Here is a 16,568-nt window from a genome sequence, read left to right as displayed (position 1 = left end):
GTCCCGCTTTTTAGAATTTCACATCCGGAACAGCCCGATCGGCATCGTCTTCGATCTCGAAATACTCCGCTTTTTCGAACTTGAACTGGCTGGCGATGATGTTGGAGGGGAAGCTTTCAACCGCTACATTGAGATTGCGCACGGCGCCGTTGTAATACCGCCGCGCCATCTGAATGGCGTTTTCAATGTCATCAAGAGACTGGTGCAGCTCTGAAAAATTCTGGCTCGCCTTCAGGTCCGGATAAGCTTCGGCAACCGCGAAGAGACGGCCCAGCGCCTGCGACAACGCAGTCTCCTTCAAGGCGCGCGCCGCCACATCCTCTGACGGCAAGGCACCGACCTGCGCCCTCAGCTCGGTCAGCGAGGTCAGCGTCTCGTTCTCATGGGAGGTGTAGCCCTTGACGGTCTCGACCAGGTTCGGGATCAGGTTGGCCCGTCGTTTCAGCTGGACATCGATGCCACTCCAGCCTTCGGCCACCATCTGCCGCTTTTTGACGAGTGCATTATAGAGAAAGATTGTAAAGACGCTGACCGCGATCAGCAGCGCAAGAATTAACCAGGCCATCCGGGAACCCTCCAAATTACAGGGTCCGGAAGCTAGCTGCCGCCGGCGGGAATGTCATCCCGTCCGCACTGACTCAATTGTGTCGAGCTGGTATCAAACGACAATCTGTGCCGAAGAACACAGTTTTCACCGCCCCGGCACCAATCACATCTGGAAAATTATTCTGCCGCCTGGTTGTGATAACCGACGCCGCCGGCTTCCGTTTCCAGAAAAGCTGCACCGCAGGCTTTTGCCAATTCACGTACGCGCAGAATGTAGCTCTGGCGCTCGGTGACGGAAATCACCCCGCGAGCGTCGAGCAGATTGAATGCGTGGCTCGCCTTGATGCACTGGTCATAGGCCGGCAGCACCACCTGATGCACATTGGCCCCCTTCTCGTCCCGTGCCTTGGCACCGGCTTCCAGCAGCGCCTGGCATTCGGCCTCGGCATCCTTGAAGTGGCGAAACAGGATCTCGGTGTCGGCATGTTCGAAATTGTGCCGCGAATATTCCTGTTCGGCCTGCAGGAAGACGTCCCCGTAGGTGACCTTGTCGGCGCCTTGCATGCCGTTGTAGTTCAGATCGTAAACGTTATCGACGCCCTGAATATACATGGCGAGACGTTCCAGGCCGTAGGTCAGCTCGCCGGAGACCGGTGAACACTCAAAGCCCGCCACCTGCTGGAAATAGGTGAACTGGGAGACTTCCATGCCATCGCACCAGCATTCCCAACCAAGGCCCCATGCGCCCAGCGTCGGGCTTTCCCAGTCATCCTCAACGAAACGGACGTCATGGACCTTCGGGTCGAGGCCGATGGCATAGAGCGAGTTGAGATAGAGCTCCTGCAGGTTGGCCGGGGACGGCTTCAGGATCACCTGGAACTGGTAATAGTGCTGCAGACGGTTCGGGTTCTCACCATAGCGGCCGTCGGTCGGACGGCGGGAGGGCTGCACATAGGCGGCCTTCCAGGGACGCGGCCCGAGCGAGCGCAGGGTGGTTGCCGGATGGAAGGTTCCGGCGCCGACTTCCATGTCATAGGGCTGGAGCACCACGCAGCCCTGGTCGGCCCAGTAGCGCTGCAGGGTCAGGATCAGGCCTTGAAAGGAGTTTTCCGGACGCATATGCGCCGGCAGGGTCTCGGTCGACATGGGAGTGTTCCGCAAAAGTGGCTGGTTCCGGCGGCGACAGGTGCCACGATGCGGCAGGAAGGTCAAGGCAGAGTGTGGGAAATCGCACCTGATCTGAAACGGCTTTGAAGGAAACACCGCCACCGCTGGCAGGCTAAGGGTTGGATCTGCGCCCCGCCCCTGTTCCGTTTTGTCATTGACGGTGGCGATGAGAGCGGTTACCTAACCCACCGGCTCCGGAATGCCCGCCGCTCGCAGACGACCCCGTCCTGGTGAAATTCCGCTTGAAACGACGTCTGTTCCTCCACGCATTTCGCGCTGGTGGCAATGCGAGCCCCTCCTTCAACATCGAAATGCCCAGTTTGGAGAACAGTCATGTCTGACGATACCTCCCGGGCGAATTCGTTCACCCATGGGCCAATTGGCCCGACCCTTCTGAAAACCGCCGGGCCGATCATCCTTGTCATGAGCATGAACGGCTTTCTGACCGTTGCCGACGCCGTCTTTCTCGGGATTTATGTCGGCCCCGACGCGCTCAGTGCGGTCACGCTGATGTTTCCCGCCTACATGCTGCTGGCCGCGCTGGCGACACTTGTCTCCAGCGGCATGTCCAGCCTGCTGGCCCGTCATCTTGGCGGGAACCGGTTCGAGGAGGCCCGCGCCGTTTTTGCAGGCGCGCACGGCCTTGCCCTGATGGCCGGCCTTGGCCTGATCGTGCTTTTGTTACTGTTTGGCCGTATGGCGACGCTTGCGGCAGCGGATGGCGCGGCGGAGATTGCCGGGATGAGTTATGTCTATCTTGCGATCACCATTGGCTTTTCGCCGTTGATGTTCGTGCTGTCGGTCAATTCCGATGCGCTCAGGAACGAAGGCCATGTCATGCTGATGGCAGCCTTGAGCCTATCCGTTTCGATTGGCAATCTCGCTTTGAACTACGTGCTGATCGCCCTTCTTGAGCTCGGTGTTGCCGGCAGCGCGCTCGGAACCGTTCTGGCCCAGGCACTGGCTCTTGTGTTTCTGATCGGTTTTCGCCTCAGGGGCCACACGGTTCTGAGCCCGAGAGACGTCTTCGCCAAACCGCTGACCTCGGACTGGCGCGCCATTCTGGCCCTTGGCGCGCCGCAGAGCCTGAGTTTTCTCGGCATCGCGCTCGGGTCAGCGGCAACCATCGCCGTCTTGCAACGGTTCGCGGCAGATGGTTATGAGGCGACCGTGGCCGCCTTTGGTGTCACCACGCGCATCATGACTTTTGCCTATCTGCCATTGCTAGGTCTTTCCATGGCCTTTCAAACCATGATCGGCAACAATGCCGGAGCGCAGCTCTGGCAACGGACCGATGCAACGCTCCGCCTCGGGCTTGGTCTTGCCTTTGGATACAGTCTTGCGCTTCAGGTCTTGCTGACCTTTGGCGCGCCATGGATCGGTCTGGCCTTCGTCGACGATGCGGACGTGATCAGAGAGGTGGGCCGCATTTTGCCTGTGATGGTCGCGATGTATTTCGCAGCCGGGCCGCTGTTTGTGGTGGCGACCTATTTCCAGGCGCTCGGAGACGCCAGGCGAGCGGCCTTGCTCAGCCTGGTGAAACCTTATGCGTTTCTCCTGCCATTGCTGGTCTCGCTGCCGCTTGGCTTCGGTGAGTTGGGCATCTGGCTGGCTGGCCCGGTGGCGGAAGGCTTGCTGATAGGGCTGACGGCCATCACTCTCATGGAGGCTGCGCGCAGCGGCACAGCCAGATGGGGCCTGTTCCGGGCGACGCCGGCGATCTGATCCTCAGGGGCGGGTGGAGATAATCTGCCCGCCCTCATTCCATTCTCAACAGACAGGATCCGATCTGTCGAGGCTGAATTCAGGCCTGCGGCCGGTATTTGCCGCTGACCGGGTCCAGCACCAGCTTCGGGCCGGGTCCATTCGGATCAGCCTTGGCGGCGGCACGCGAGATCTGGTTTTCGACTTCGGCCATCTTGCGCTTCACGCGGCGCACGATCCAGTAACCACCCACGGCCAGTGCAGCAACGCCTATCAGTTCGGTCATGTTCTTCCCCTTTGTCGCCCTGCATGATCACACGGGCAATGTGCCTTTTTAAAGGCCGTAACGCGCCCAGAGTGCTCGCTCTTCCACCGATGACATCAGCTCACCGCCCAGCCCTTCAACAAGCTTGCCGCCGCCAAGGCCGACACCAACGCCGCCCTTGCGACCGAACAGGCCACGGGGGGCGGAAATCAGCCTGGGCTCCGCCTTGTCGCCGTATCTGTCCCGGATGACGCCGCGCAAATCGCCGATCGCGTCGACCAGACCGAGCTGGATCGCCGTGCGGCCGGTCCAGAACTTGCCGCTGAACAGATCCGGGTCGTCGGCCAGCACATCGCTGCGCCGCGACTTCACCAGATCAATGAAGGTCTCGTGGATCTCCAGTTGAAGCGTCTTCAGATATTCGATGTCCTCTTCCACTTCCGGCTGGAACGGATCGAGGATCACCTTTTTCTTGCCCGCGGTATAGACGCGCCGGTCAACACCGATTTTCTTGATCATCTCGGTGAAACCGAAACCGGCTGCAACCACACCGATGGACCCGACAATCGAAGACGGATCGACGAAGATCTCGTCGCCGGCCACGGCCAGCATGTAACCGCCGCTTGCCGCAACATCCTCGACAAAGACCAGGACGTCCTTTTCATTTTCCTTGGCCAGATCCCGGATGCGTTTGAAGATCAGGCGGGATTGAACGGGTGACCCGCCGGGCGAATTGATGATCAGGGCCACCGCCGGCGCTTTCTTGACCGAAAAGGCTTTTTCAAGCGGGATCGCCGCCGAGGCCAGCGAAAGCCCCGTTTTCATCGGACCGCCGGAACCGATGGCGCCTTGAAGGCGCACAACAGGAATGATGGTTTTTTCGTTGCGGAAACGTTTGGGAAGATACCGGCGAAGGGTTGAAAACACGCGCTAGGGCCCTGAATGAGATCACAATTGCCTTGGATATATGTATCTCTTAGCCAATTTCAAAGAGGGAAGCAGAGCAAAACCAGTCTTTTACAACCGCTGTCCTGAAGGGCTGAACTTGGTTTTCTTGCGTGGCGCAGATCCTTCGAGACGCTTGGCATTGCCAAGCTCCTCAGGATGAGGTCAGCGGGAGCTGGAGCGCCTATACCCCGCACTTGTGGACGTCAACCGCATGCACCGACCTCATCCTGAGGAGGACCGGAGGTCCGTCTCGAAGGGTCAGCCACATATTCGCGATGAGTTCCCCTTGAAAATAGCCCTCTCAGGGAAGCAAAACGTCGCTGAATGCGGTTGGTCGTACTATAGCTGTCAAAACCGACTAGCGGCCGAAGGCGCTGATCTTTTTCTTGGGCTTCGGCTTTGCTTCCTTTGCCTTTTCCTCTTCCAGACGCTTCAGGAGCTCATCGGTCTTGTCATCCGGTTCCGGATCCGGCTCGAACGGCCAGTTCAACTGAATGCCGGCCTGTCCGTTCTTGCGCCAGACAATCACCCCGTTGACTGGCAAATCAAGCCCTGGGATGGAGATCTCGATAGCCTCCGGCAAGCGGTCAAGCGTCTCGCCTTCCAGACGGCAACCGGATTTGCTGGCGTCGACAATCTGGCATTTCATGGTGATTGGGTGCGCCTGGCCGCTGACAATGGCGCTGATCCAGACCGCGCGGCGGATCTCTCGGCGTTTTTCACCCGGTTCGTCCTTCTTGATGACAAAGGAAACCTGGGCTTCCCGATCACCATAGGCAACGACAGTCCCGCGGATGAGCTTGTCGAAACCGGCGATCCTGAGCCCGACCTCCTCCTTGAGCAGGTCAACCTTGTCGGAGGCGATCCAGCACCCCTCTTCCGAAAGGTCGTAGAGGGTCGCTTCGAAACAGGACATGTCGGCCAGATCGACGACAAGCGCCGTCACGCTTTTCTTCGCTCCAACTGCCATCGCCGATCCGTTCACGTCTTCCTCCGGACTTTCACACTTCAGGATGCAACCTGAAGTCTGAAATCAGAGTTAACGTAGAGGCAGGTAGCGTTCGTCAATTGCCAGTCAGACGCGCCTTGATACTGAGAAAATCTCTCCAGGACAGGCGCTTTTCGAGCGGACTGCGCAGAAGATAGGCCGGGTGATAGGTGGCGACGGCCGCGATTTCCTTGTCACGACCCGGATAAGCCATCCAGCGGCCCCTCATCTTGCGAATACCGTCTTCAACACCGAGCAGGGTCTTGGCCGAGGCTGCCCCCAGAAACACAAGTACATCCGGGTTGACCAGCTCGATCTGGCGCAGAATGAACGGCTTGCAGATTTCCGTTTCCTGCGGGGTCGGTGTGCGGTTTCCCGGCGGCCGCCACGGCACAACATTGGCAATATAAGCCGCTGAACGATCGAGGCCGATTGCCTCCAGCATGCGGTCAAGCAGCTGACCGGACCGGCCAACAAAGGGTTTGCCCTGGAGATCCTCATCCCGGCCCGGCGCTTCGCCGACAAACATCAGCCGGGCTTGCGGATTTCCATCCGCAAAGACGAGTTTCTTTGCCGTGAGCTTCAGATTGCAACCTTCAAAAGCCGCAAGACAGGCCTGCAGGTCCTCAAGGGTCGCCGCCTTGGCCGCCAGATCACGTGCCGACGCTATCACGGCAGCGTCCGGCAGGACGGCCGGTGCCCCGGCGTCGGGTCTCCTCGCCTGCGGTGCGGCAGCGGCCGATGGCATGGCAGTTGGAGCTTGCGGTCCACCAGCATGAGGAGCCTGGCTGCCCGCCGGTGCCATGGCTGTCATGGGCTGGGCCAGGTTCTGCGCCTGGGCACGTCGTTCGGCCTGCTCACGGGTCAGCGCGAACCAGTCAACAGGGTCCTCACCCAGGAAACAGTCCACGCCTGCGCCGGAATAGAATTCCAGCAAAGCTTCGATCTGGCGGTCGTTTTCTGGTGATTGTTGCAAGGAAGCGCCTCCGGCGGCGAGTTTACCCAGACACGTGACAAGCACAAGCATGCCGGCGTCACTATTGACCACCGCGGCGGGTTATCCAGTGTCCTTGCACAGGCGGAAACCGGAAATTAAATTACGTTTACGTAAACGTAATCTTTCTACTTGACGCCCCTGCCCGGCTTTGATCTATCTGGGCGAAATTGAAGCTGACACCGCCTGATTTCGCATACGACCATGAAAAATGTCGTGTTTTGCGCTGCAAAATGGGGCAAATAGGCGCTAGGGCTAATTCAAACTGCGGCCGCGCGGTTGCAGGAGCGGTACTGACAGCAGGATGGGACGGCACATCGCGAATGCCGGTCTGCCGGCAGTCCCTTCAAAGGGGCAAAGCCGGACCTGCGGGTGGAGGGAGAAAACATGAGCGAACAAGAAGCGCTTGGTGAACGCGAAAGCATGGATGTGGATGTCGTGATTGTCGGCGCAGGCCCTGCGGGCCTTGCCGCGGCCATCCGGCTGAAGCAGATCGCCAACGAGAAAGGCGAAGAACTGAGCGTCGTCGTCCTGGAAAAGGGCTCGGAAGTCGGTGCACATATTCTCTCAGGTGCCGTGATCGATCCGATTGCACTGGACCAGCTGCTGCCGGAATGGCGCGAGGAAGACACTCCGCTGAAGACACCCGTGACCGCCGACCACTTCCTTGTGCTTGGCCCGGCAGGCTCCATGCGCCTGCCGAATGTTCTGATGCCGAAGCTGATGAACAACCATGGCAACTACATCGTCTCTCTCGGCAATGTCTGCCGCTGGCTGGCTGAAAAAGCCGAAGCGCTCGGCGTCGAGATCTATCCGGGATTTGCCGCTGCCGAACTGCTTTATGACGACAGTGGCAATGTTGTCGGTGTCGCCACCGGCGACATGGGCATTGGCCGGGACGGCAAACCCAACGCGATGTTCACCCGCGGCATGGAACTGCGCGGGAAATACACGTTGATCGGTGAAGGCGCCCGCGGGTCGCTTGCCAAGCAGCTGATCGAGAAATACGCCCTCGACAAGGACAGCGACGTGCCGAAATTCGGCATTGGCATCAAGGAACTCTGGCAGGTTGATCCGGACAAGCATCACCCAGGCCTTGTGCAGCACTCCTTCGGCTGGCCGCTCGACGGCAAGACCGGTGGCGGTTCCTTCCTGTACCACCTGGAAGACAACCAGGTCGCCGTCGGCTTCGTTGTTCACCTGAACTATGAAAACCCGTGGCTGTCGCCGTTCGACGAATTCCAGCGCTTCAAGACCCACCCGGCGATCCGCGACACGTTCGAAGGCGGAAAACGCATTTCCTACGGCGCGCGCGCCATCACCGAGGGCGGCTACCAGTCCGTGCCGAAGCTGTCCTTCCCGGGCGGCCTGCTGATGGGCTGCTCCGCAGGCCTCGTCAACGTGCCGCGCATCAAGGGTTCCCACAACGCCATGTTCTCCGGCATGCTGGCCGCAGAAGAAGTCATGGCCGCTATCGGCCGCGGCGAGGCACATACCGAGCTGACCGATTACGACACCGCCTGGCGCGCCAGCCCGATTGGCACGGATCTCAAGAAGGTGCGCAATGCCAAGCCGCTCTGGTCGAAATTCGGCACCTGGCTCGGTATCGGCCTGGGCGGGCTCGACATGTGGACCAACGAGCTGTTCGGCTTCTCCTTCTTCGGCACCCTGAAACACGGCAAACGGGATTCAGAGACCCTGAAACCGGCCAAGGACTGCCCCAAGATCGACTATCCGAAGCCCGACGGCGTGGTTTCCTTCGACAAGCTGTCTTCGGTGTTCCTGTCCAACACCAACCACGAGGAGGATCAGCCGATCCACCTCAAGGTCAAGGATGACGCTCTTCAGAAATCTTCAGAACACGATGTGTTTGCCGGTCCCTCCAACCGTTATTGCCCGGCAGGCGTTTACGAGTGGATCGAGGAAGGCGATGACGCACCGAAGTTCCAGATCAACTCTCAGAACTGCGTGCACTGCAAGACCTGCGACATCAAGGACCCGAACGGCAACATCACCTGGACCGTGCCGGAAGGCGCCGGTGGACCGAACTATCCGAACATGTGATGCGATGCTCCGTTAACGGATAAGCAAAAGCGGCCACGGGCGTTAACCCCTGTGGCCGCTTTTTTCATCAGAAAATCAATTTGTTGCCAGAGTACGGCCCAACATTGTCCATCGCTCTGGCGCAGAAACCGCCTCCCCGCCTGCAGCGTGGCCCGCTGCACACTCATAGGAGGCTGTCCTGAGCAAATCCCTCGTACTATCCTGCGCCATTGCGGCGACAATGACCCTTGGATCACCGCTGATACCACCCGCAGGTCTTGCCGATAAGATTGCGGTCGGATCGGCCAAGGCCGACAACGGCGCGGCGCGGCGGACAGCGAGGCGCACGGCACGGCGCGTCAGCAGACGCCAGGCGCGCTACTACAACGCACTGCCGGCAGGCTGCGTGAAGGTGTTCGTTGCCGGAGTATCCTATTTTCAGTGCGGCACCGTCTATTACCAGCCAGTGGTTCACCAGGGAGCCAATGTCTACGTGATCGTCACACCCTGAGCAGTGCTCAGCCCGACATCCAAAAACAAACGGCACCGGAAAGAAGTCCTTCCGGTGCCGCAGTCTTGTGGCCGATGGGTCGTATCGAACCGGCTTTGTGGGGGACCGGTCCGTTGCGGTTGTCAAATGCGCACCGGCGGACAGGCGACGACGCGCACCCGCTGATGACGCAATTGCCCGCGCCACAAGAATGTGCCTGCCGCATGGCAGGCAATATGAATGGGTCGAAGGTCCTTGATGGAGCCAACGTGCACTTGTTCCAGATCAGGGTCTGGGGTTTTGGGCCTTGGTTTGTAAAATCACGTTAACCATGCCGATTGGCGCCGGGATAACTTCACGCGGCGGCAAGGTCAAATGATTAGTGCCGCAGATAAATACTTGTTATGGCTCCAAAAGGGATTTTTATTCCGGCCGATCAAAAAAACCTTTCGGACCTCCGGGACCCGGGATCAGCTTTGAAGCCTGAAGATCATACGCAAATTTTACAGTAGTGAATACGGATGCAAATTTCGCTTTTTATGCAATGAGATAGCGTGATTGTAGGACAGCCTTGCATCCATAAATTTTTTCTATACGACAATAGATAAAGAAAATAACAGATGCAATTCTTTGAATTTTATAGACTTCTCGAAAGGCTCACAACCTTGATTCAATCCTGGATTGCTGCCCTCAAGACGCCTGCGAGTTAAGGACCTCATCTAAGTTACTGAATTAAAAAAATAAAATCTTTATCCACACTCTCACAGCCAGCAAACCGGTTGTGATTGCAGACTCAAGTTAGTTAATTTAGTTTTACTTTAACGGGGCAGTTTTGAAGTGACCCACCAAGTTCTTGGTGGACCTCACAAGGTCTTCGCGGAGTTCCCGCGACTTTCCCGACGAGACAATCAGATCGAGCCGCGCAGGCGGTTGGATACCTTGTGGACTGGAGGAATGCAGGCTTCTCGCCGGATAGCGGCGGTTTCGGTGAAGTGCTTGCAGTTCTTTCAACATATTCATTCAGAGCGGCGCAGACGTTTCTGAAACCCATCGACCACAAGGTGCAGCACCGGGAAGGCCACTTCCCGGTGCATTTCTTTTCAGCGGTCGAAATTGCAACCCTCAGGCTGCGTCCCTGCGACCGCCGTGGCGCCGGCGGCGGGGCCGCCTCGCCTGGGACTTGTTGTCGTTGTCTCCGGAGGACGACTGCTTGTGGAACGGCTTCTTTCCGCCCGGCTTGCCACCGCGGTTGCCACCACCGCGCTTTGCCCGACCAGCCGCCGCAGACATCGGCGGAATTTCACCACCGGCCACATCGATCTCGATACCGATAAGCTTCTCGATCTGCCTGAACAGGCCGATTTCTTCGGGAGCACACAAGGCAATTGCATCGCCCTCTGCGCCGGCACGGGCCGTTCTGCCGATCCGGTGCACATAAGCTTCGGCCACTTCCGGCAGTTCAAAATTGTAAACGTGGCTGACGCCCGGAATATCGATGCCGCGGGCAGCGACGTCGGTGGCCACAAGCACGTTGATCCGGCCTTCGCGCAGGTCCCGGATCGCCCGATCCCTCTGGTTCTGGCTCTTGTTACCGTGAATGGAGCCGGCGGCAATGCCCGACTGGCTCAACTTGCGCATCAAGCGCTCCGCGCCGTGCTTGGTGCGGCAGAACACCAGGGAAATCCCATCCGGCTTGGCTTGCAGTTGCTCGACCAGGAAGTCGCTCTTTTTCGTCCGGTCCATAAAATGGACAGACTGGGTGATCTTGTCAGCGGTCTTGCCGGCCGGCGAGACCTCAACCCTTTCCGGGTCTGTCAGGTAGGACCTGGCCAGCTCGCTGATCTGTTTCGGCATGGTTGCCGAGAACAGCAACGTCTGGCGGTCATCGGACACAAGGCCGGCGATACGGCGCAGCGCATGGATAAAACCGAGATCAAGCATCTGGTCGGCCTCGTCGAGCACCAGGTAGGAGGCGCTGCCAAGATCGACCGCTTGCCGGTCAACCAGGTCCAGAAGCCGTCCCGGCGTTGCCACCAGGATATCGGTCCCCTTGCCAAGTCGTTTGATCTGGCCGTTGATGGACACGCCGCCAACGACGGACGCGACCCGCAGCGGTGTGTGTTTCAGGAAGGAAATCAGGTTCTTGGCGATCTGGTTCACCAGTTCGCGGGTCGGCGCCAGGATCAGGGCTCGCGTGCCCTTCGGACCGGCCTTTTCGTTTTCTGCGAGCAGGCGGTCGATCAGCGGCAGGCCGAAGGCTGCCGTTTTGCCGGTTCCGGTCTGAGCCAGGCCCATCAGGTCCCGGCCGGCCAGAATCAGCGGAATGGCTTTTTGCTGGATCGGTGTCGGCGCGTCATAGCCGTTGTCGGCAACAGCGGACAGCAAGCCGTCGGAAAGTCCCAGGCTTTGAAAGTCGGTCAAAATAAATTCCTTGATGCAAGCGCATAGCAACACGCTTGGGCAACCGCTGGATGAGCGTCCGGCGGTTCGAAGTTGGAGCGCGGCAGCCGGACGGTTGTTCACCCGGTCTCTTTGCCGCCAGACCCTCGCGTGACATGGGAGCTGGTCGGGCCCCTCATTGGGCCCATCATGTTGCAACCTTCATGCGTCGGCCCGGGTGGTCGAGGTTCTCTCGTTCCGGGCGCGCAGCCTGCTCACGCGGCAGCGATTGCTGGGCGCTATATCGTCGCTGCAACGCAAAAAGTCAAGCGACAGTTCCGAAAAGCAATTGACGGATAACCATTTTTGCAAACGGTCAGGGCACCAGCCGGATCAGCCGGCCGTCGTCGCTGTCGGTCAGCACATAGAGAAAACCGTCCGGTCCCTGGCGGACGTCGCGGATACGTTCACCCAGTTCGGTCAAAAGCTGTTCTTCCGCCACCACCTTGTCCCCATCAAGCTCCAGGCGTGCCAGATGCTGGCCGCGCAGGGCTCCAACCAGCAGGTTCCCCTGCCAGTCGGGGTACTTGTCACTGGTCACGAAGGCCATCCCGGATGGTGCAATCGACGGGTCCCAATAGTGGATGGGCTGTTCCATGCCCGCCTTCTCGGTTCCCTCCCCGATCTTGCCACCGGAATAGTGGCGCCCGTAGGAAATGACCGGCCAACCGTAATTCTTGCCGGCTTCGGGAATATTGACCTCATCACCGCCGCGCGCACCGTGTTCCACGGTCCAGAGCGCGCCGCTTGCCGGATTGATCGCGGCAGATTGCGGATTGCGGTGACCAATCGACCAGATCTCCGGCTGGTAGCCGTCCTGACCCAGGAACGGGTTGCCCGGAGCAGGGTCTCCGTCCGGTGTCAGTCTGAGCACGGAGCCGGTGTGATCATCCGTCTCCTGTGCCCTGGGACCGTCGCCCCGGTCGCCAAGCGTCATGAACAGATTGCCGTCCGGTGCAAAGGCCAGGCGGGACCCGAAGTGGCGCCCGCCATAGGCCCGGTTGTTCCCCTTGAAGATGGTGTCACCGTCCACGAGAGCAGGACCGGCAACGCCCTCTTGCAGGCTGGCCCGGTAGAGAGAGGTTCCGGCGCCCTCCGGCGAGCCTTGCGAGAAGGTGAGATAGACGGTGCGGTCGGTTTCAAAGTCCGGGCTCAGCACAATATCGAGCAAACCGCCCTGCCCTTGCGCAAAGACCTCCGGAAGGCCGGCAACAACGCTCTGATCCCCTTCTGCCGTCACATGTTTCAGGACCCCGTCGCGTTCCGTCACCAGAAAGTCGCCATCCGGCAGGAAGGCGACGGCCCATGGGTAGGAAAGACCCGAAGCAACGGTTTCAGTCTGAACGCCGGACTGTGCAAATGCAGATCCGGTCGCGACAATGGTGGACAGGGCAAGTGCGGCAATCGGGCGGGCAACAACGGGCGTCAGGAACATTGCGGGATCCTCGTCTGGACAGGTTCCCCCTTAACCTAGGGAGCCTCGCCCCCCGGAAAAGCCGTCGCGCATTAATTTTCGGTCAGTTCGCCTTGTTCTTCGGACGCAAGGCGCGCTGCAATCGTCCGTTGCTCGAAGGCCACGTTCCAGTCGATCAGGGTGCGCCACACGGCTTCCGCCTGATCTCCCTCAAGACCGAGCGCCTCAGCCTTCACCTTCAGGGCGGCCACCATTGTCTCGATCCTGTCGTGGTCGAACGCTTCGTCCGGACTTTGCTTCAGCTGCGCCATGCGGCGAACATAGGTCTGACGACGTGCAAAGAGCCTCAAGAGCTCTTCGTCCAGGGAATCGATGGCTGTGCGGATGTCCGCCTTCGAATGACAGTCTTCGGCAGATTTGGGACGGGTCATGGGTCAGGGTTCCAGACTGAAAAGCGGACCGGTTGTACCGGTCCGCCCTTTCTTGAGACAGGCGCAAATTGTAGCAGCCGGGTCAGTCCGCCAAGCGGGTCTGCGCCTCGACACTGGCAAGGGCCGACATGTTGACCACGCCGCGGGAAGTGACCGACGGGGTCAGGATATGCGCCGGCTTGGCCGCCCCCAACAGGATCGGGCCGACATGGAGTGCCTGGGTCGCCACCTTGAGAAGATTATGGGCGATGTTGGCTGCATCGAGGTTGGGGAACAGCAGCAGATTGGCCTCTCCCTTCAGTTTGCTGCCCGGCATGACGCGTTCGCGAAGATGCTCGCTAAGCGCTGAGTCGCCATGCATTTCGCCGTCGGCCTCCAGTTCGGGATGGCGCTCCCAGATCAGCTCCAGGGCTTCACGCATCTTGCGGGAAGAAGCCGTATCCCGAGAGCCGAAATTCGACAGCGACAGAAGTGCGATTTTCGGCTCAATGCCGAAGCGTTGAATTTCCGCGGCCGCCAGAATGGCCATCTCGGAAATTTCTTCGGCAGACGGATCTTCGGTCACAAACGTGTCGGACAGGAAGAGTGCGCCTTGCGAGTTGATCAACAGCGACATGGCCGAGAGATCCTTGGCCGTTTCGCACACACCGATGACCTGTTTGATGTCGCGCAGATGCCGGATGAAACGGCCTTCCAGACCGCAGATCACCGCATCGGCGTCACCCCGGCGCACGGCCAGTGCCGAGATCACGGTCTGGTTTGTGCGCACGACGGTTCGCGCTGCTCCCGGGGGCATGCCCTTGCGGCCAACGCATTCGAAATACTCGTCCGCATATTCCCGGTAGCGCGGGTCGTCCTGCGGGTTGATGAACTCGAAATCCACATCCGGACGGATCTTGAGGCCAAAACGCTCGCAGCGCTGCTGCAGGACATCCGGACGGCCGACCAGGATCGGTTTGGCGATCTTGTCTTCGATCAGCACCTGGGCGGCGCGCAGGACGCGTTCGTCCTCGCCTTCGGCATAAATGATGCGCTGCGGATCCTTTGTGGCGTTCTGGATGATCGGCTTCATGATCAGGCCGGAACGGAAGACGAAGCGGTTCAGCCGGTCCAGATAGGCGTCGAAATCCTCGATCGGGCGCGTGGCAACACCCGTCTCCATCGCCGCCCTGGCAACCGCCGGGGCGATGCGCAGGATCAGGCGCTGGTCGAACGGCGACGGGATCAGGTAGTTCGGACCGAAGGTTTCCGTCTTGCCGCCATAGGCGCGCGCTGCAACGTCAGAGGGTTCTTCCTGGGCAAGGCCGGCAATCGCCTCGACGGCAGCCCGCTTCATTTCCTCGTTGATCGTGGTGGCACCGACATCAAGCGCGCCGCGGAAGATATAGGGAAAGCACAGGACGTTGTTGACCTGGTTCGGATAATCAGACCGTCCGGTGCACATGACCACGTCATCGCGCACTGCCTTGGCTTCTTCCGGCATGATTTCCGGGTTTGGATTGGCGAGCGCGAGGATCAGCGGGCCATGGCCCATCTTTTCCACCATATGCGGTTTCAGCACGCCGCCGGCGGAAAGGCCCAGGAACACGTCCGCCCCCTCGATGACCTCATCGAGACTGCGTTTGTCGGTCTTCTGGGAAAAGGCGGCCTTCCATTCGTCCATCAGCGCCTCGCGGCCCTCATAGACGACACCTTCGATATCCGTCACCCAGATGTTTTCGCGTTTCGCGCCCAGCGAGATCAGCATGTTGAGGCAGGCCAGTGCGGCCGCGCCTGCGCCGGAGGCAACGATCTTGGCGTCCTTGATCTGCTTGCCGGCCAGCTGCAGGCCGTTGCGGACCGCGGCGCCCACGATGATGGCCGTGCCGTGCTGGTCATCGTGAAAGACAGGAATGTTCATCTTCTCGCGCAGCTGCGCCTCGATCATGAAACATTCCGGCGCCTTGATGTCCTCAAGATTGATGCCGCCGAAGGTCGGTTCCAGCACGGAGACCGCGTTGACGAATTTCTCGACATCGGTTTCCGCCACCTCGATGTCGAAGACGTCTATGCCGGCGAATTTCTTGAAGAGAACCGCCTTGCCTTCCATAACCGGCTTGGAGGCAAGCGGCCCGATATTGCCAAGGCCCAAAACGGCAGTGCCGTTGGAAATAACCGCCACCAGATTACCGCGTGAGGTATAATTCGCGGCCTTTGCCGGATCGTCCGCGATCTCAAGGCAGGGCGCGGCGACACCCGGGGAATAGGCAAGTGCCAGGTCTCGCTGGTTGCCGAGCGGCTTGGTCGCCTGGATCTCCAGTTTCCCGGGTCGCGGGTGCTCGTGATAAAACAGGGCTGCTTCTGTCAGATCGCTTTCGGTGGTCTTGTTATCACTCATGACGGTCCCTGCCTCTTCCCTAAGGTCATATTGTTATATCGCCGAACCCATGGGCCGAGCCCCGAAATGGTTCGCAAATTCCTGAAATCACTCTGAGCTTTACCCGGCGCGCTGCAAAATGAGAACCCGCAACAGCAAAAACAGCACGACGCTGTTCAGGATATGCCACAGGAAATGGGTGCCGATAGCAATCTGACTGCACAGCGGTTCGTCGATCGTGCGGAAGGTGAGCGAGACGGCAAAGACGACGCCGGTCAGCAGCACCTGTGCGCCGAACACGGCATTCCTGCGATAATAAACAGCCCCGACGACAAAGATGGCCACCAGAGCAGGCACGTAGCCGGCGGAAGATCCCACAAACGGCGAAACGAGTTGCCCGATGAAAGGCGTTGCCAGGAAAAACACTGCGACGACGCCAAGGGACAGCCACCACCGAAAACCCAGGAACCTCACCAGGGCCACAAACAGATAGCCATGAATGAATATCACGATCGGAATGACATCCGCCATCACCGCCCATCGCGTGGCGAAGGTGTGAAACAGGAACGAACCCACACCGGTGGCAAAGACAATCACGACAAGCGCCAGGGCCGGCCAGTCCTCCGGCGTCTTCCGGCGCCAGAGCAGAAAGGCGGCCAGCGCGGCCACAAGAAAGGCCGCATTGGTGACCGCGTTCAGCGGCTCGGACCAGAATTCAGGCCCGACCCGCTCACAGTAATTGTCCATCTGCTCGTTCAGAGACATCGTACGGCCGCGTTGTGA

At 59.6% G+C, this 16,568-nt stretch carries 14 protein-coding genes; 3 read left to right on the top strand and 11 right to left on the bottom strand.

The features are described 5' to 3' along the window. Positions 1-10: 10 nt before the first annotated feature. Positions 11-565 (bottom strand): LemA family protein, encoded by a 555-nt coding sequence (locus tag ACO6TG_RS21850; RefSeq protein ID WP_422375127.1) that lies wholly within the window; start codon positions 563-565, stop codon positions 11-13. Positions 566-723: 158 nt separating this feature from the next. After that, a complete protein-coding gene (locus tag ACO6TG_RS21845; protein WP_422378933.1) occupies positions 724-1,665 on the bottom strand; it encodes a glycine--tRNA ligase subunit alpha in 942 nt (313 codons plus the stop codon). A 381-nt stretch (positions 1,666-2,046) separates the two neighbouring features. On the opposite strand from ACO6TG_RS21845, the gene ACO6TG_RS21840 reads away from it, so the two are divergent. Then, positions 2,047-3,438, top strand: coding sequence for an MATE family efflux transporter (locus ACO6TG_RS21840; protein WP_422375126.1), 1,392 nt, complete (start codon positions 2,047-2,049; stop codon positions 3,436-3,438). 79 nt (positions 3,439-3,517) lie between these two features. Here the strand turns inward: ACO6TG_RS21840 and ACO6TG_RS21835 are convergent, their stop codons facing one another. The 4 genes from ACO6TG_RS21835 to ACO6TG_RS21820 form a co-directional block, all read right to left on the bottom strand. Beyond that, entirely contained in the window at positions 3,518-3,703 is a 186-nt protein-coding gene (locus ACO6TG_RS21835) for a hypothetical protein (RefSeq protein WP_094074180.1), read from the bottom strand. A 48-nt stretch (positions 3,704-3,751) separates the two neighbouring features. Then, positions 3,752-4,609 carry a S49 family peptidase gene (locus ACO6TG_RS21830; protein ID WP_422375125.1) on the bottom strand — a complete coding sequence of 286 codons (858 nt, stop codon included), beginning with the start codon at positions 4,607-4,609 and terminating at the stop codon, positions 3,752-3,754. 379 nt (positions 4,610-4,988) lie between these two features. Then, positions 4,989-5,615, bottom strand: a complete 627-nt coding sequence (locus ACO6TG_RS21825; protein ID WP_422375124.1) for a PilZ domain-containing protein — start codon at positions 5,613-5,615, stop codon at positions 4,989-4,991. A 79-nt stretch (positions 5,616-5,694) separates the two neighbouring features. Beyond that, positions 5,695-6,594, bottom strand: a complete 900-nt coding sequence (locus ACO6TG_RS21820) for a uracil-DNA glycosylase (protein ID WP_422375123.1) — start codon at positions 6,592-6,594, stop codon at positions 5,695-5,697. A gap of 405 nt (positions 6,595-6,999) precedes the next feature. Here ACO6TG_RS21820 and ACO6TG_RS21815 point away from each other — a divergent pair, with 405 nt between their 5' ends. Together ACO6TG_RS21815 and ACO6TG_RS21810 are read left to right on the top strand one after the other, a co-directional pair. Continuing rightward, complete coding sequence (locus ACO6TG_RS21815; protein WP_422375122.1) at positions 7,000-8,676, top strand: electron transfer flavoprotein-ubiquinone oxidoreductase; 1,677 nt, start codon at positions 7,000-7,002, stop codon at positions 8,674-8,676. A gap of 220 nt (positions 8,677-8,896) precedes the next feature. Then, a complete protein-coding gene (locus ACO6TG_RS21810) occupies positions 8,897-9,166 on the top strand; it encodes a hypothetical protein (protein WP_422375121.1) in 270 nt (89 codons plus the stop codon). Positions 9,167-10,267: 1,101 nt separating this feature from the next. On the opposite strand, the gene ACO6TG_RS21805 is transcribed toward ACO6TG_RS21810, so the two are convergent. The 5 genes from ACO6TG_RS21805 to ACO6TG_RS21785 form a co-directional block, all read right to left on the bottom strand. Further along, positions 10,268-11,566: a DEAD/DEAH box helicase gene (locus ACO6TG_RS21805; RefSeq protein ID WP_422375120.1), complete on the bottom strand. Its 1,299-nt coding sequence runs from the start codon at positions 11,564-11,566 to the stop codon at positions 10,268-10,270. A gap of 334 nt (positions 11,567-11,900) precedes the next feature. Beyond that, a complete protein-coding gene (locus ACO6TG_RS21800; RefSeq protein ID WP_422375119.1) occupies positions 11,901-13,019 on the bottom strand; it encodes a PQQ-dependent sugar dehydrogenase in 1,119 nt (372 codons plus the stop codon). 71 nt (positions 13,020-13,090) lie between these two features. After that, on the bottom strand, positions 13,091-13,429 hold the full coding sequence (locus tag ACO6TG_RS21795) for a chorismate mutase (protein ID WP_422375118.1): 339 nt from the start codon (positions 13,427-13,429) through the stop codon (positions 13,091-13,093). Between the two features lie 82 nt (positions 13,430-13,511). Beyond that, positions 13,512-15,806, bottom strand: a complete 2,295-nt coding sequence (locus ACO6TG_RS21790; protein WP_422375117.1) for an NADP-dependent malic enzyme — start codon at positions 15,804-15,806, stop codon at positions 13,512-13,514. 99 nt (positions 15,807-15,905) lie between these two features. Further along, the gene (locus ACO6TG_RS21785) at positions 15,906-16,532 is read right to left on the bottom strand and encodes a ceramidase domain-containing protein (protein ID WP_422375116.1); all 627 of its coding nucleotides are present in this window, start codon (positions 16,530-16,532) and stop codon (positions 15,906-15,908) included. Positions 16,533-16,568 lie beyond the last annotated feature (36 nt).

It is taken from the genome of Roseibium sp., assembly GCF_965233565.1.
Classification (GTDB): Bacteria; Pseudomonadota; Alphaproteobacteria; order Rhizobiales; family Stappiaceae; genus Roseibium.
The sequence above is the reverse complement of the archived record's forward strand: the minus strand, read 5'-3'. Positions and strand labels throughout refer to the sequence as shown.

Coding starts and splice junctions, on each gene's coding strand:
- ACO6TG_RS21790 (WP_422375117.1), bottom strand. CDS start 15,806: ATGAGTGATAACAAGACCACCGAAAGCGATCTGACAGAAGCAGCCCTG.
- ACO6TG_RS21795 (WP_422375118.1), bottom strand. CDS start 13,429: ATGACCCGTCCCAAATCTGCCGAAGACTGTCATTCGAAGGCGGACATC.
- ACO6TG_RS21785 (WP_422375116.1), bottom strand. CDS start 16,532: ATGGACAATTACTGTGAGCGGGTCGGGCCTGAATTCTGGTCCGAGCCG.
- ACO6TG_RS21810 (WP_422375121.1), top strand. CDS start 8,897: ATGACCCTTGGATCACCGCTGATACCACCCGCAGGTCTTGCCGATAAG.
- ACO6TG_RS21835 (WP_094074180.1), bottom strand. CDS start 3,703: ATGACCGAACTGATAGGCGTTGCTGCACTGGCCGTGGGTGGTTACTGG.
- ACO6TG_RS21815 (WP_422375122.1), top strand. CDS start 7,000: ATGAGCGAACAAGAAGCGCTTGGTGAACGCGAAAGCATGGATGTGGAT.
- ACO6TG_RS21800 (WP_422375119.1), bottom strand. CDS start 13,019: ATGTTCCTGACGCCCGTTGTTGCCCGCCCGATTGCCGCACTTGCCCTG.
- ACO6TG_RS21850 (WP_422375127.1), bottom strand. CDS start 565: ATGGCCTGGTTAATTCTTGCGCTGCTGATCGCGGTCAGCGTCTTTACA.
- ACO6TG_RS21840 (WP_422375126.1), top strand. CDS start 2,047: ATGTCTGACGATACCTCCCGGGCGAATTCGTTCACCCATGGGCCAATT.
- ACO6TG_RS21845 (WP_422378933.1), bottom strand. CDS start 1,665: ATGCGTCCGGAAAACTCCTTTCAAGGCCTGATCCTGACCCTGCAGCGC.